A 14,668-nucleotide genomic window follows, 5' to 3' on the forward strand; every position below is an offset into this window, starting at 1 on the left:
GACGCTCCTGCGGGTGTGTCGCCATTGCTGGCGAACCGCGTTGATGCTGAACACACCCTATATTTCGGCAAGCATAGCGCTGGCTGATGGCCAAAGGCCAACCTGTTTGACGGCGCCAGGACATTTAATTCGCGGGCGGCTGGAATTTCTCACGCCCGAGAACAAAAACGCCCAGCTGCGAGCTGGGCGTTTTTTCGCAGGCAATCTTACTTATCGTCAGATTTGTCCGGAACATTAGCGCTTTCGCTAGTGATCCCCTGCACCTCTTCTTTCATGCGCTTGAGGCCCATGTGCCGCACGTCGGTTCCACGTACGAGGTAGATGACCAGCTCGGAAATGTTACGGGCGTGGTCGCCGATACGCTCCAGCGAACGCAGCACCCAGATCACGTTGAGTACGCGGGAGATCGAGCGCGGATCCTCCATCATGTAAGTCGCCAGCTCGCGCAAGGCGGTCTTGTACTCGCGGTCGATGACTTTGTCGTACTGGGCCACGGAAAGCGCAAGCTCGGCGTCGAAGCGAGCAAACGAATCCAGGGCATCGCGAACCATGTTGCGCACCTGATCGCCAATATGGCGAACTTCGACGTAACCACGCGGTGATTCGCCTTCTTCGCATAGCTGAATGGCGCGACGGGCGATCTTGGTTGATTCATCACCGATGCGCTCCAGGTCGATCACCGACTTGGAAATGCTGATGATCAAACGCAGGTCCGAAGCCGCTGGCTGACGACGCGCCAGAATGCGCAGGCATTCTTCATCGATGTTGCGCTCCATCTGGTTGATGCGGTCGTCGACTTCACGAACGCGCTGGGCCAGACCGGAGTCCGCTTCGATCAAGGCAGTCACGGCATCGTTGACCTGCTTCTCGACCAGACCGCCCATTTCGAGCAGATGGCTGCGTACTTCTTCAAGCTCAGCGTTGAACTGTTGCGAGATGTGATGCGTGAGGCTGTCTTTATGAATCATGCTTGGTGTCCTTGGAACGTCCGGTTAAGTGCGAAAACGCAGCGGTGCTTCAGGGGTTTGAGCAGGACCTAGCCGTAACGACCGGTGATGTAATCTTCAGTCTGTTTTTTAGCCGGGTTGGTGAACATCGTGTCCGTGTCACCGAACTCGACCAGTTTGCCCATGTACATAAACGCGGTGTAATCCGAAACCCGTGCCGCCTGCTGCATGTTGTGGGTAACGATCACAATGGTGTATTTGGATTTCAGTTCGTAGATCAGCTCTTCAACTTTCAACGTCGAAATCGGATCGAGCGCTGAACAGGGTTCGTCGAGCAGCAGGACTTCCGGCTCCACGGCGATGGTCCGGGCAATCACCAGACGTTGCTGCTGACCGCCGGATAGACCCAGCGCTGATTCATGCAGACGGTCTTTGACCTCGTCCCACAACGCTGCGGCCTTGAGTGCCCACTCGACAGCTTCATCGAGCACGCGCTTTTTGTTGATGCCCTGGATCCGCAAGCCATACACCACGTTTTCGTAGATGGTCTTGGGGAATGGGTTGGGCTTCTGAAACACCATGCCGACACGACGGCGCAATTCGGCGACATCTTCACCTTTGGTGTAGATATCGTGACCGTACAGATTGATTGCGCCTTTTACGCTGCAACCATCGACCAGATCGTTCATGCGGTTGAACGTGCGCAACAAAGTCGACTTGCCGCAGCCGGACGGACCAATGAAGGCCGTCACACGCTGCTTCGGAATATTCAGGCTGACATCGAACAATGCCTGCTTGTCACCGTAGAACAGGTTCAAACCCGGCACTTCGATAGCCACGGTCTCGTCAGCCAGATGCAAGCCGGACTTATTGCGCCCCAGGGCCGACATGTTGATGCCTCGTGCCGGGTTTTCATGCTGCATGGAATTGCTCCCTACGCTAACCATTCTGTTGAATCGCCCTTCTCAAACAAATATGACTGTCTGACTAATCGGGCCTGTAGGAGCAGTCGCAGGTGACGACGGCCGCGAAGCGGTGTGTCAGACCAGCCGCTATCGCTGCCTCGCGCTGCTCGTGAGCTCCTACAGCCCAGTGGTTGGGCGACCTCTTCATTTCAATCAACTGTCGAACGCCTTGTACTTCTCGCGCAGGTGGTTACGAATAGCCACCGCCGACAGGTTGAGCAAGGCAATCACTAACACCAGCAACAGCGCCGTGGCGTATACCAACGGTCGTGCGGCCTCGACATTGGGACTCTGGAAGCCCACGTCGTAAATATGGAACCCCAGGTGCATGATCTTCTGATCCAGATGCAGGTAAGGGTAGTTGCCGTCTACCGGCAGCGACGGGGCCAGTTTGACCACGCCCACCAGCATCAACGGCGCCACTTCACCGGCGGCACGGGCCACGGCCAGAATCAGACCGGTCATCATCGCCGGGCTGGCCATGGGCAGAACAATCTTCCACAGCGTCTCGGCTTTGGTCGCCCCTAGCGCCAGCGAGCCTTCACGAATAGTGCGCGGGATGCGCGCCAGACCCTCTTCAGTCGCCACGATCACCACTGGCACGGCCAGCAATGCCAGCGTCAGCGACGCCCAGAGCAGGCCCGGCGTACCAAAAGTCGGCGCGGGCAAGGCTTCGGGGAAGAACAGCCGATCCAGAGATCCGCCCAGCACATACACAAAGAAGCCCAACCCGAACACGCCATAAACAATGGCCGGAACGCCCGCGAGGTTGTTCACGGCAATGCGAATCAAGCGGGTCACCGGGCCTTGCCGGGCGTACTCACGCAAGTAAACCGCCGCCAGCACCCCAAACGGCGTGACGATCACTGCCATGATCAGGGTCATCATCACCGTGCCGAAGATCGCCGGGAAAATCCCGCCCTCGGTGTTGGCTTCCCGCGGATCTTCGCTGAGGAATTCCCAGAGTTTCTTGAAGTAAAAACCCAGCTTGGTCATCGTGCCCATGGCGTTGGGCTGGTAGGCATGCACGACTTTGCCCAGGCTGATTTCGACTTCTTTGCCGTTGGCATCACGGGCCGTGAGGCTGTCGCGATCAAACGCCTCGTGCAGTGAGGTCAAACGCTCTTCGATAACCTTATAGCGACTGTCGAGCTCGGCTCGCTCGCTGGCCATGTCGGCCTGGGCCTGCGCATCAAGCTTGCCGTCCAGCTCCAGCTTGCGGGCCTGCAGACGAAGGCGCTCGATGCCGTGGTTGATCGCGCCAACGTCTTTCTTTTCCAGCTGATAAAGCTCGCGGGCCAGGCCTTCAACGCGCTTGATGCGCTCTTGCAGTGTCGGCCAGGCCGCTTCGCCCTCAGCGACGACCTTGCCGCCCTCTTTGACGTTGACCAGATAGCCGTAGAAGTTACCCCACTCGCGACGCTCAAGGGTCATCAGCTCAGGCGGCAGGCTTTGGTTGGATATCCATTCGCCAACGACCCAGGTGAAATCGCTGGGATTGACGTCACGATTGCCGACCTTGACCAGCTCACGTGTCATGAACTCCGGGCCATCTTCCGGCACAGGCAAACCCGCACCCTTGAGGCGGGCGCGAGGGACTTGCTCTTGCTCGACGACTTCGCCAATCAGGACGTGTTTTTCCTGATTGGGCACATCGTATTGCGCGTACATCAGATCGGCCGGCCAAAAGTGCCCCAGACCACGCACGGCAATTACCGACAACAAACCCAGCGTCATGATGACCGCAATGGATACCGCGCCCGCACTCATCCAGACGCCCGGGGCGCCTGTTTTAAACCAGCTCTTGAGGGAGTTCTGTTTCACGAACTTCTACCTTCCTTAGAGAGACGAGTATTTTTTGCGCAGGCGCTGACGGATCAGCTCTGCGAGGGTGTTCATCACGAAGGTGAACATCAGCAGCACCAGCGCTGCGAGGAACAACACTCGGTAATGACTGCCACCCACTTCCGACTCAGGCATCTCCACGGCCACGTTGGCCGCCAGAGTGCGCATCCCCTCAAACAGATTCATGTCCATAATCGGCGTGTTGCCAGTGGCCATGAGCACGATCATCGTTTCGCCCACCGCACGGCCCATGCCGATCATCAGCGCCGAGAAAATCCCCGGGCTTGCAGTGAGGATTACCACACGGGTCAGGGTCTGCCACGGCGTGGCACCCAGTGCCAGCGAACCCAGCGTAAGGCCGCGAGGCACGCTGAACACCGCATCTTCGGCAATCGAGTAGATATTCGGGATAACCGCAAAGCCCATGGCAATGCCGACGACCAGTGCGTTGCGCTGGTCATAGGTGATGCCCAGGTCGTGGGAGATCCACATGCGCATGTCACCGCCGAAGAACCAGTTCTCCAGATGCGGGCTCATGCTCAGCGAGAACCAGCCCACCAGCAGCACCACCGGCAGCAGGATTGCACTTTCCCAGCCATCGGGAACCCGCAAACGAATCGAGTCAGGCAAGCGGCTCCAGGCAAATCCGGCGAGCAGAATGCCGATCGGCGTCAGCAACATCAGGCTGAACACACCCGGCAAATGACCTTCCAGATACGGTGCCAAAAACAGACCGGCGAAGAAGCCGAGAATCACTGTCGGCATGGCTTCCATCAGTTCGATCACCGGTTTGACCTTGCGGCGCAGGCTCGGGGCCATGAAGTAGGCGGTGTAAATCGCGGCGGCAACCGCCAGAGGCGCAGCCAGCAGCATGGCGTAGAAGGCGGCTTTGAGCGTGCCGTACGTCAACGGTGCCAGGCTCAGCTTGGGCTCGAAATCGCTGTTGGACGCGGTCGACTGCCAAACGTATTGAGGGGCATCGTAATTCTCGTACCAGACCTTGCCCCACAATGCGCTCCAGGAGACTTCCGGGTGCGGATTCTTCAAGCTCATCGGCCGCAACGCACCGCCCTGCTCCACCAGGATCTGGTCCGCACGCGGTGACAGGGCAAAAATACCAGAACCATCAGCGACCTTCTCGACCAACAAAGTGCGATGCGCGGTGCTATGGAAAACGCCGAGCTGACCCGATGCATCCAGCGCGATGAAGCCTTTACGCCGTTGCTCGGCAGTGATCTGGGTAATCGGCGCACTGGCCATCTTGAAGTCGCGAATGTGCATGAAGCGCTGGTCGCCATCGACGTCGCGCGCCATGAACCACTGGGCCATCCCGCCTTTGGAGTTACCGATAATCAATGAAATGCCGCCAACCAATTGGGTGCTGGCGGTGATCTCGGCATTGCCGTCTTCAAGCAGTTTGTAACGGCCATTGAGCGTGCGATCACGCAGGCTGAACACGTCGGCCTGAGCGCGGCCGTTGATCACATACAGCCATTGCTGACGTGGATCGATGTAAATGGCTTTGACTGCCTCAGACATCTGCGGCAAGTCGATGCGGCTTTGCTCGCTGGTCACTTCGCCTGTCATCATGTTTTCTTCGCGCGCCAGCGACAGCACGTGCAGCTTGGTGCCAGTGGTGCCCGCAATCAACAGCTTCTCGCCGTTAGCGTTGATGCTGACATGCTCAACCGCCCGCGCCTCTTCATCCAGCACCAGCGGCGCTTCGCCGTAAGGCCAGGTGATCGTCGGCGTGATGGTCTTATGATTATTGGGGTAAGTGATCAGGTAGCTGTGTCTGAATGCCAACACCTGACCATTGGACAGGCCCAATGCAATCAGCGGCGTACCGGGTTGATCCTGCCCGATAGAAGCCACGCTCACGCCCGCAGGTAGCGGCAGGCTGACTCGTTTGATTTCTGCGCCGTCTGCGATGCCGAAAAACACGGCTTCGCCTTTGTCGGAAATGCGCATCCCGACCTGGTTCTGTTCTTCGACAGTCAGCATCAGCGACTTGCCCGCATCGTTCAGCCAGGCAGGCTTGAGAGCGTCTTCCTTGTTCAGGCTTGCGCCTTGAAACAATGGTGCAACGACATAGGCCAGATAGAAGAAGATCAAGGTGATCGCCGCGAGCACGGCGAGGCCGCCAATGGCGACGTACCAACGGGTCAGGCGGTCCTTGAAAGCGCGTATGCGGCGCCTGCGTTGCAGCTCAGGCGTATTGAAATCAATGCGCTTGGCAGGTGAATTCTGATTCATCGATGAATTGGCCAGATCATTCATGCGCACACCCTAGCCGCCCTGTATGACAAAAACATTACAGCGGGGTGACGCAAAAAAGCCCGCCACCTACGATCATGGCAGCGAACTGTTCAGTTAACGGTGGGACCTGATTAGAACAGATCCCACCGCAACCCGGATTATTTTGCAGCAGCTTCCTGCAGACCCAGATCGGTCAGCGCCTTGGTTACCACTCTTGGCGGCAGTGGGATGTAGCCGTCTTTCATGACCACTTCCTGACCCTGCTTCGACAGCACCAGCTTGATGAACTCAGCTTCCAGCGGGGCCAGCGGTTTATTCGGGGCCTTATTGACGTAGACATAGAGGAAACGCGACAGCGGATAAGTGCCGTTCAACGCGTTGGCTTCGTTGTCTTCAACGAACTCGCCGCCATCCTTCTTGGCCAATGGCACGGTGCGAACGCTGGACGTTTTATAACCAATACCCGAGTAACCAATGCCGTTGAGCGAACTGCTGATCGAGCTTACGACCGAAGCAGAACCCGGCTGTTCGTTGACGTTAGCTTTGAAATCGCCTTTGCACAGGGCTTCTTCCTTGAAGTAGCCGTACGTACCGGACACCGAGTTGCGACCAAACAACTGGATCGGTTTGTTCGCCAGATCACCGGTGACGCCCACATCACCCCAGGTTTTGGCATCCGCTTTGGCGCCGCACAGGCGAGTGACCGAGAAGATGGCATCCACTTGCGCCATGGTCAGACCCTTGATCGGGTTGTCCTTGTGCACGAAAACCGCCAGGGCATCGACAGCAACCGGGATAGCTGTGGGTTTGTAGCCGTACTTCTGTTCAAACGCCGACAGCTCGCCGTCTTTCATCTTGCGACTCATCGGACCGAGGTTCGCAGTGCCTTCAGTCAGCGCCGGTGGTGCAGTGGACGAGCCAGCCGCCTGAATCTGGATGTTCACACTCGGATATTCTTTCTTGTAAGCCTCAGCCCACAGTGTCATGAGGTTCGCCAGCGTATCGGAGCCCACACTCGACAGGTTGCCCGAGACACCCGACGTTTTCACGTACGGTTTGATCGCCGGATCAACAGCAGCAACCGCATTGGCAGCAGCGACGCCAGCGGCAACGAAGGTCAGTGCAGTGATCAAACGCTTGAAAGTCATACCTTGCTCCGAGCGAGGTGAAGAAATAGGTCCGTTGGCCCGAGTATTGGCCGGACGCGTGACGACTCTATGACTTAATTGTGACAATTAAATGAAAGACCGCCACCCTTTTCAGGAATGGCGGTCTCGAGTAGCGCGCGGCATGAAACGGAAGTCTTCAGACTCCAACGATCAGCGCTTTTTGGCGATCAGGTAGCAGCCAATCAGCATGCCCAGCACACATAGAATCGCCACGTACCAAGCGGGTGCCATAGGGCTGGATTTGAGCATGAGCGTCACGACCATCGGCGTCAGGCCGCCAAAAATCGCGTAAGCCAGGTTGTACGAGAACGACAACCCCGAGAAACGCACTACAGCCGGGAATGCCTTGACCATCACGTACGGCACTGCGCCAATGACGCCAACGAACAGGCCGGTCACTGCATACAGCGGGAACAACCAGTCAGGATTGGCCGCCAGCGTGTGGTACATGGTCCATGAGCAGATCAACAAACCCAGGCTGCCAAACAGGAACACACGGCCAGCACCAATGCGGTCAGCCAGTGCGCCCGAACCGATGCAGCCCAGACTCAGGAAAACGATCGCCAGGCTATTGGCCTTCAGGGCCACAGCAGCCGGGAAGCCGAAGGTCGCGCCCTGCAGAATGGTCGGGGTCATCAGAATAACCACGATGATCCCCGCCGACAGCAACCAGGTCAGCAGCATCGAGATTGCAACGGCACCACGGTGGTCACGCAGCACCGACTTGAGCGGCACTTCATCGGCCAGCGCTTTGCGCAATTGCAGTTCGGCGAACACTGGCGTTTCGTGCAACCAACGACGCAGATACACGGACAACAGGCCGAACACACCACCGACCAGGAACGGGATACGCCATGCGTAATCCGACACTTCAATTGGGGTGTAGATGCTGTTGATAAGGGTCGCCATCAGCGAGCCCAGCAGAATGCCGGCCGTCAGACCACAGGTCAGCGTGCCACAGGCATAGCCGATATAACGCGCAGGAACGTGCTCGGACACGAAAACCCAGGCGCCCGGCACTTCACCGCCGATCGCTGCGCCCTGAATGACGCGCATCAGCAGAAGCAGAATCGGCGCCAACATGCCGATCTGGGCATACGTCGGCAGCAGACCCATGATCAGCGTCGGCACCGCCATCATGAAAATGCTCAGGGTGAACATTTTCTTGCGCCCCAACAGGTCGCCGAAGTGCGCCATGATGATGCCGCCCAGAGGGCGCGCCAGATAACCCGCAGCGAAAATACCGAAGGTCTGCATCATGCGCAGCCACTCCGGCATGTCTGCCGGGAAGAACAGCTTGCCGACCACCGCCGCGAAGAACACGAAAATGATGAAGTCGTAGAACTCAAGCGCGCCGCCCAACGCGGACAGCGACAAGGTCTTGTAGTCGTTGCGGGTCAGCGGGCGCGAAGGCTGCGCGGTACTCGAAGGCACAGTTGACATGAACAATACTTCTCTAAGAAGGCTTCTCTTGAATAGGGTTAGCGACAGTAAAGCAGGTTACGGCGGGGTGGCCTGCAACTGCGATTGTCCGGAGCAACTGTGCGGATAGGCACCAAAATTGCGTGACACAGGCAGTCATGCCGCCTTGTCGGGTCCGGCACGATAGCAAATTGTTTCAAAAAGCACACAGCCTGATGCGTATATCGTCGAAATCAGTACTCGATGGTCGTTTCATGACGCGTCGCCCGATATACTCGCAGACCGTCGGGTTACTGTCGGGTGTGTGTCGGAATGTAGCGCACAAGCCTCAGTCAGTCGGGGGTGCTGTGCGAAATCAGCTGCTATTCAGCCGCTTTCGCAGAGTTTCCCCTTCAGGTGTTCCGCCTGCGCTGAACGTTTTATGTTCATGCAAATGGTTTTGAATGGCGCCTGCCAACCGCGGCAACAATACTAAGAGTCATGGGTCAGAGGCACCCTAGGCATGATCGAGTTCGAACAAGAAGATCCAATCCCGCAAGGCGATCTCGCGTTGCAAATCACCGCTCTACCCCGCGAAACCAATGGCTTCGGCGATATCTTCGGCGGCTGGCTGGTTTCCCAGATGGACCTGGCCGGTACGGCAATGGCCAGCAAGATCGCTGGCGGGCGCGTTGCCACCGTCGCCATTGATCGTATGGCGTTTCTGGTTCCAGTGGCGGTGGGCGCGCAGTTGTCCTTCTATACCCAGGCGCTGGAAATCGGCCGCAGCTCCATCCAGATGATGGTTGAAGTCTGGAGCGATGACCCGCTGTCCAGTGAGTGGCGCAAAGTGACTGAAGCCGTGTTTGTGTTCGTGGCCATTGATGGCAGCGGGCGGACGCGTTCGGTGCCTGCTCGCAGGTAACTACGGGAGCGTGGCTTGATCTGGGCGGCATTCCGACGATACGGCTGGACGCGATTGACCTGATACCCGTGCCGCCCTTATCGCGAGCAAGCTCGGCTCCCACAGAAACCGCGCTGCGGCAAGGATCAAGGTAAACTCATCGACCTGGACACGGTCCATTTTGTCTTAGTCTTTGTTTGAGAGTTCTTTATATGCCAACGCCCCAGGTCGAATCCGTCACCATCGATGAGCTGAACTGCTGGAGAATCAGCCACGGTGAAGCCGAACTCGTTGTCGCCCAGCAAGGTGCGCATATCGTCAGTTACAAGCTTGCCGGGCAGCAGCCGCTGATCTGGTCCAATGATCAGGCGGTTTTCAAGAAAGGCACCCCGATTCGCGGTGGTATGCCTGTCTGCTGGCCTTGGTTCGGCAATCTTCAGCGCAACCCGGAAAGCGTGCAGGCCATGCGCGTAAGCGACGAGCCTGCCAAGGCTCACGGCGAAGTTCGTGCCATCGACTGGGAATTGATGGGCATGGCCGAAGATGACGACGCGTTGATCGTCGATTTCATCCAGCCCAAGACGGAAGGCAAGCTGCCAGGCTGGCCGCATAACGTGGGCCTGAAACTGAGCATTCGTCTGGACGAAGCACTGAACGTTAGCCTCGTCAGTTATAACTCCGGCACTGAAACCGTGAGCTTTAGCCAGGCACTGCACACCTACTTCGCCGTCAGCGATGTACGCGAGATCAGCATCAAAGGCCTCGACGGCCTGCGTTACATTGAAACCCTGGAAAACTGGGAAGAGCGCAAGCAGTCCGGCGATCTGAAATTCGCAGGCGAGACCGACCGCATCTACCTCAACACCCCGGACATGCTGAGCATTGTCGACCCGACATGGCAGCGCAAAATCCACATCTGCACCAATGGCTCGAAATCAGCCATCGTGTGGAATCCGTGGACCGAAAAAACCAAAAGCTTTAAAGACATGGCCGCTGACGGCTGGCAGGGCATGGTCTGCGTCGAAACCGCCAACGTACTGGACGATATCGTGACGCTGGAGCCGGATCAGATGCATGTTCTGGATGTGAGTATCTGGGCTGAAGCGATCTAACTGACACCTGAAATCTGTAGTAGCTCACGAGCACCGCGAGGCAGCGATAGCGGTTTATCTGAGACACAGCCATCGCTGCCTCGCGATGCTCGTGAGCTCCTACAAGTAAAGAACGCTAACTGTTTGAACGCTACAAATCCGCCTCAACCACAACCCGCGCTTTCTCTGCATCCATTGCATAAGCCGCATCAGCCAGGTCATTGCTGACCTTCTCAACTTTCAGTTTGCCGACCACCCACAGCGGCGTGTAGATGTCTTCGATCTTCAAACCTTTGGGGTAACGCACCAGCACCAATTGGTTGGGCGGTGGTGGCGGTACGTGGATACAAGCGCCCGGATACGGCACAAGGAAAAACAGCGTGCTGTGGCCCTTGGCATCCGTTTCGAGCGGCACGGGATAACCTCCAAGACGCACTTCCTTGCCGTTCATGGCCGGCACGGTCTTGGCTGAGTACATGACAGCGGGCAAACCCTTGCTCTGTTTCAGGCCACCTTTGCTATCAAACGTCCCTTGGGCTTCCGGGGAGTTATGATCGATTTCAGGCATGGCTTCGAGGGCTTTCTGATCCGACTTGGGCATCAGATCCAGCCAGTCGGTTTCAGGGATCTCAGCGCGGGCGAGGCCGCAGATCAACAGCAGGGGGATTACTAAAAGACGACGCATCGACAGACTCGGCAAGAGTGGGGAGTTGAATAACTGCCCGGCATTCTAGCCCTCTGCGTGCCGGAACGCAGAGGGCCATTGAACATCAGCTTTTCTTTTTGATCAGGCCGAAGATCACCAACAGTACGATTGCGCCAACCAGCGCACCCAGGAAGCCAGCACCTTCGCCCGCTTGATAGATGCCCAGCGCCTGACCGCCATAAGTGGCCGCCAGCGAACCGCCGATGCCCAACAGAATGGTCATGATCCAACCCATGCTGTCGTCGCCTGGCTTGAGGAAACGCGCCAGCAGGCCAACGATCAAGCCGATGAAGATGGTTCCGATAATACCCATGCCGTTTTCCCTCTCAAATAAGTGATATGCCGAAGCTTGGTCAGCCATCGGCATCACGCTATCAGAGAGGTGCGCAGTTGGAATGGTTCAATGCGAAAGGCTGACGCAAAATCTGTAGGAGCTCACGAGCACCGCGAGGCAGCGATGGCGGTGTCTCAGATAAGCCGCCATCGCTGCCTCGCGGTGCTCGTGAGCTCCTACAGAAACTATTTCAATTGATACCGCATTTCATAATGCGTGCTGATCAGTTTTTGATCAGCGCCTCAACCAGCTTCACCTGGCGATCCAGCGTTGCGCGATCTGCGCTGCGCACGGTGGCGTGGCCCACTTTACGGCCAGCCTTGAACGCTTTGCCGTAGTGATGCAGGTGACAGTCATCAATGGCAGTCACTTTATCCACAGCAGGCACTTCACCGATGAAGTTGAGCATCGCGCTCTCCCCCACCTTGGCGGTAGAGCCCAGCGGCAAGCCAGCAACCGCCCGCAGGTGGTTTTCAAACTGGCTGCATTCGGCGCCTTCAGTGGTCCAGTGCCCGGAGTTGTGTACGCGAGGCGCGATTTCGTTGGCTTTGAGACCGCCATCGACTTCAAAGAACTCGAAGGCCAGTACGCCAACGTAATCGAGTTGCTTGAGGACGCGACCGGCGTAGTCTTCAGCCAGGGCCTGCAGCGGATGATCGGTGCTGGCGATGGAAATACGCAGGATGCCGTTGTCGTGGGTGTTGTGCACCAACGGGTAGAAACGGGTTTCCCCGTCACGAGCACGCACGGCGATCAACGACACTTCACCGGTAAACGGCACGAAGCCTTCCAGTAGACAGGCAACGCTACCCAGCTCCGCGAAAGTACCTTCGACGTCAGCTGCGGTACGCAGCACTTTCTGGCCCTTGCCGTCGTAACCCAACGTGCGGGTCTTGAGCACCGCAGGCAGACCGATAGCGGCGACTGCAGCGTCCAGATCTGCCTGGGACTGAATGTCGGCGAACTCAGGCGTTGGAATGCCCAGGTCTTTGAACATGCTCTTCTCGAACCAGCGATCGCGGGCGATGCGCAGCGCTTCGGCACTCGGATAAACCGGCACGAACTGCGACAGGAACGCCACGGTTTCAGCAGGCACGCTTTCGAATTCGAAGGTCACCAGATCCACTTCGTCAGCCAGCTGACGCAGATGATCCTGATCGCCGTAATCGGCACGCAGATGTTCGCCCAATGCCGCTGCGCAAGCGTCTGGCGCGGGGTCCAGAAAGGCGAAGTTCATCCCCAGCGGGGTTCCTGCCAGGGCCAACATGCGGCCCAGTTGGCCGCCACCGATTACACCGATCTTCATTGCAAAACCTCAGGCGTCGCGCGGATCTGGATTGTCCAGAACGCTGTCTGTCTGCTCAGTGCGGAATTTCTTCAACACTGCGTGGAATTGTGGGTGCTTGGCGCCCAGGATGCTGGCCGAGAGCAGTGCTGCGTTGATCGCACCGGCTTTGCCGATGGCCAGGGTCGCAACCGGAATGCCGGCTGGCATCTGCACGATGGACAGCAGCGAGTCGACGCCTGAGAGCATGGAGGACTGGACTGGAACGCCCAGTACCGGCAGGTGAGTCTTGGCTGCACACATGCCCGGCAAGTGAGCAGCACCGCCAGCACCGGCGATGATCACTTCAATGCCGCGTGCTTCAGCCTGTTCGGCATACTGGAACAGCAAATCCGGAGTGCGGTGCGCAGACACCACTTTCACTTCGTACGGAATGCCGAGCTTTTCCAGCATATCGGCGGTGTGGCTAAGGGTGGACCAATCGGACTTGGAGCCCATGATCACGCCAACCAGTGCGCTCATCGTCGTGCCTCTCATCGGGCGCCCGCAGGCGCATCAAAAAACAAACAAGCCACGCGGGAGGACCGGCGTGGCTTGCTGTACGAAAAATGACCGGTCGAGCCGGCCAAAGGCCGCGCAGTATACCCCAAAGAGTTGCGTTTGAAGCACCCCCCGCGACCATCTGTCTTGTGAGGTGCTTCTGACCTGTAAACCACGTATTTACTGACCTGCGGGTCAAGCGCCATCGGGTGTCGCGGAGCTCTCGAGCTTGCGCCACAACAAACGCACGTTGGCCTTGCGCACCAAGGCGCAGCGGTACAAGCGAATCTCCAGCGGAATGTGCCATTGCGGGCCACCGCACTCAACCAGCTCACCGCGGGCCAACTCGGCACGCACACTGAGCCGGGGTACCCACGCAATGCCCAGACCTTCCAGCGCCATGCTTTTCAGGCTGTCAGCCATGGCTGTTTCGTAAATTGTGGTGAAGCGCAGGTTTCGCTGACGCAACAACAGGTTCACCGAACGGCCCAAAAAAGCACCTGCGCTATAAGCCAGAAGCGGCACGCTGCTGCCATCCTCCAGACTGAACAACGGTTCGCCACTTTCATCCGCGGCGCATACCGGCAGCATCTCAGTGTGTGCCAAGTGCAGTGAAGGGAAAATTTCCGGGTCCATTTGCAGGGCGGCGTCCGGGTCGTAGAACGCCAGCATCAAGTCACAGCCGCCTTCGCGCAAAGCATGCACCGCGTCACCGACATTGGTGGCGACCAGCCGGGTCGCGATGTTCAGACCTTCGTTGCGCAACTGAGCAATCCAGCGTGGGAAGAAGCCCAGCGCCAAAGAGTGAGCGGCGGCAACCTGCATGACTTCACCCTGCCCGCCTTCCAGGTGATGCAAGTGGCGCAACACTTCGCCCAGTTGATCAACAACGGTACGCGCGGTGACCAGAAACAGCTGGCCAGCTGCCGTCAGTTCGATGGGCGTACGCGAGCGATTGACCAGCGTCAGCCCCAACGCCGCTTCAAGGCTGCGAATGCGTCGACTGAAGGCTGGTTGTGTCACAAAACGCTTCTCTGCCGCTTGGGAAAAACTGCGCGTGGAGGCCAGCGCGCTAAAGTCTTCCAGCCATTTGCTTTCCAGATTCATGTTGTCCTCTTACCTGCACCCTATCCATCTGAATTGGAATGAATTCTGTAGAAGCTGCCCAGTCGCGAAGCTGACATTGGATCTGTAGGAGCGCACGAGCACCGCGAGGCCGCGA

13 protein-coding genes are annotated in these 14,668 nt (G+C 57.9%); 2 read left to right on the plus strand and 11 right to left on the minus strand.

Annotation, left to right across the window (positions count from 1 at the left end):
• Positions 1 to 206: 206 nt before the first annotated feature.
• The 6 genes from phoU to AUC60_RS24730 form a co-directional block, all read right to left on the minus strand.
• On the minus strand, positions 207 to 968 hold the full coding sequence (gene phoU / locus AUC60_RS24705) for a phosphate signaling complex protein PhoU (protein WP_087273810.1): 762 nt from the start codon (positions 966 to 968) through the stop codon (positions 207 to 209).
• A gap of 68 nt (positions 969 to 1,036) precedes the next feature.
• Positions 1,037 to 1,870 (minus strand): phosphate ABC transporter ATP-binding protein PstB, encoded by an 834-nt coding sequence (gene pstB / locus AUC60_RS24710; RefSeq protein WP_027901941.1) that lies wholly within the window; start codon positions 1,868 to 1,870, stop codon positions 1,037 to 1,039.
• Positions 1,871 to 2,065: 195 nt separating this feature from the next.
• A complete protein-coding gene (pstA, locus tag AUC60_RS24715) occupies positions 2,066 to 3,682 on the minus strand; it encodes a phosphate ABC transporter permease PstA (protein WP_193441883.1) in 1,617 nt (538 codons plus the stop codon).
• A gap of 69 nt (positions 3,683 to 3,751) precedes the next feature.
• Positions 3,752 to 5,785, minus strand: a complete 2,034-nt coding sequence (locus tag AUC60_RS24720; RefSeq protein ID WP_087273822.1) for an ABC transporter permease subunit — start codon at positions 5,783 to 5,785, stop codon at positions 3,752 to 3,754.
• 389 nt (positions 5,786 to 6,174) lie between these two features.
• Positions 6,175 to 7,164, minus strand: coding sequence for a phosphate ABC transporter substrate-binding protein PstS family protein (locus AUC60_RS24725; RefSeq protein ID WP_087273813.1), 990 nt, complete (start codon positions 7,162 to 7,164; stop codon positions 6,175 to 6,177).
• Between the two features lie 171 nt (positions 7,165 to 7,335).
• Positions 7,336 to 8,628 carry an MFS transporter gene (locus tag AUC60_RS24730; RefSeq protein ID WP_087273815.1) on the minus strand — a complete coding sequence of 431 codons (1,293 nt, stop codon included), beginning with the start codon at positions 8,626 to 8,628 and terminating at the stop codon, positions 7,336 to 7,338.
• A gap of 481 nt (positions 8,629 to 9,109) precedes the next feature.
• Between AUC60_RS24730 and AUC60_RS24735 the strand changes: the two genes are divergently transcribed.
• Positions 9,110 to 9,511 (plus strand): acyl-CoA thioesterase, encoded by a 402-nt coding sequence (locus tag AUC60_RS24735; RefSeq protein WP_027901946.1) that lies wholly within the window; start codon positions 9,110 to 9,112, stop codon positions 9,509 to 9,511.
• A 191-nt stretch (positions 9,512 to 9,702) separates the two neighbouring features.
• Positions 9,703 to 10,602 carry a D-hexose-6-phosphate mutarotase gene (locus AUC60_RS24740; protein ID WP_087273816.1) on the plus strand — a complete coding sequence of 300 codons (900 nt, stop codon included), beginning with the start codon at positions 9,703 to 9,705 and terminating at the stop codon, positions 10,600 to 10,602.
• A gap of 130 nt (positions 10,603 to 10,732) precedes the next feature.
• Here AUC60_RS24740 and AUC60_RS24745 read toward each other — a convergent pair whose 3' ends face one another.
• From AUC60_RS24745 to AUC60_RS24765, 5 genes are all read right to left on the minus strand, one after another.
• Positions 10,733 to 11,266, minus strand: coding sequence for a DUF3299 domain-containing protein (locus tag AUC60_RS24745; RefSeq protein ID WP_027902269.1), 534 nt, complete (start codon positions 11,264 to 11,266; stop codon positions 10,733 to 10,735).
• An 85-nt stretch (positions 11,267 to 11,351) separates the two neighbouring features.
• Entirely contained in the window at positions 11,352 to 11,600 is a 249-nt protein-coding gene (locus AUC60_RS24750; RefSeq protein WP_027902270.1) for a GlsB/YeaQ/YmgE family stress response membrane protein, read from the minus strand.
• Positions 11,601 to 11,844: 244 nt separating this feature from the next.
• Positions 11,845 to 12,927: a 5-(carboxyamino)imidazole ribonucleotide synthase gene (locus AUC60_RS24755; RefSeq protein ID WP_027902271.1), complete on the minus strand. Its 1,083-nt coding sequence runs from the start codon at positions 12,925 to 12,927 to the stop codon at positions 11,845 to 11,847.
• Positions 12,928 to 12,936: 9 nt separating this feature from the next.
• The gene (purE, locus tag AUC60_RS24760; protein ID WP_027902272.1) at positions 12,937 to 13,428 is read right to left on the minus strand and encodes a 5-(carboxyamino)imidazole ribonucleotide mutase; all 492 of its coding nucleotides are present in this window, start codon (positions 13,426 to 13,428) and stop codon (positions 12,937 to 12,939) included.
• A gap of 213 nt (positions 13,429 to 13,641) precedes the next feature.
• Entirely contained in the window at positions 13,642 to 14,553 is a 912-nt protein-coding gene (locus tag AUC60_RS24765) for a LysR substrate-binding domain-containing protein (RefSeq protein WP_087273817.1), read from the minus strand.
• Between the last annotated feature and the right edge of the window lie 115 nt (positions 14,554 to 14,668).

Origin of the sequence: Pseudomonas caspiana (assembly GCF_002158995.1) — a bacterium.
In the GTDB taxonomy this organism is placed as follows: domain Bacteria; phylum Pseudomonadota; class Gammaproteobacteria; order Pseudomonadales; family Pseudomonadaceae; genus Aquipseudomonas; species Aquipseudomonas caspiana.

Bases quoted from the DNA above. Each gene is read 5' to 3' on its own strand.
- phoU (WP_087273810.1), bottom strand. From the start codon at position 968: ATGATTCATAAAGACAGCCTCACGCATCACATCTCGCAACAGTTCAAC.
- AUC60_RS24735 (WP_027901946.1), top strand. From the start codon at position 9,110: ATGATCGAGTTCGAACAAGAAGATCCAATCCCGCAAGGCGATCTCGCG.
- purE (WP_027902272.1), bottom strand. From the start codon at position 13,428: ATGAGCGCACTGGTTGGCGTGATCATGGGCTCCAAGTCCGATTGGTCC.
- AUC60_RS24750 (WP_027902270.1), bottom strand. From the start codon at position 11,600: ATGGGTATTATCGGAACCATCTTCATCGGCTTGATCGTTGGCCTGCTG.
- AUC60_RS24755 (WP_027902271.1), bottom strand. From the start codon at position 12,927: ATGAAGATCGGTGTAATCGGTGGCGGCCAACTGGGCCGCATGTTGGCC.
- pstA (WP_193441883.1), bottom strand. From the start codon at position 3,682: ATGAGTGCGGGCGCGGTATCCATTGCGGTCATCATGACGCTGGGTTTG.
- AUC60_RS24740 (WP_087273816.1), top strand. From the start codon at position 9,703: ATGCCAACGCCCCAGGTCGAATCCGTCACCATCGATGAGCTGAACTGC.
- AUC60_RS24745 (WP_027902269.1), bottom strand. From the start codon at position 11,266: ATGCGTCGTCTTTTAGTAATCCCCCTGCTGTTGATCTGCGGCCTCGCC.
- AUC60_RS24730 (WP_087273815.1), bottom strand. From the start codon at position 8,628: ATGTCAACTGTGCCTTCGAGTACCGCGCAGCCTTCGCGCCCGCTGACC.
- pstB (WP_027901941.1), bottom strand. From the start codon at position 1,870: ATGCAGCATGAAAACCCGGCACGAGGCATCAACATGTCGGCCCTGGGG.
- AUC60_RS24725 (WP_087273813.1), bottom strand. From the start codon at position 7,164: ATGACTTTCAAGCGTTTGATCACTGCACTGACCTTCGTTGCCGCTGGC.
- AUC60_RS24765 (WP_087273817.1), bottom strand. From the start codon at position 14,553: ATGAATCTGGAAAGCAAATGGCTGGAAGACTTTAGCGCGCTGGCCTCC.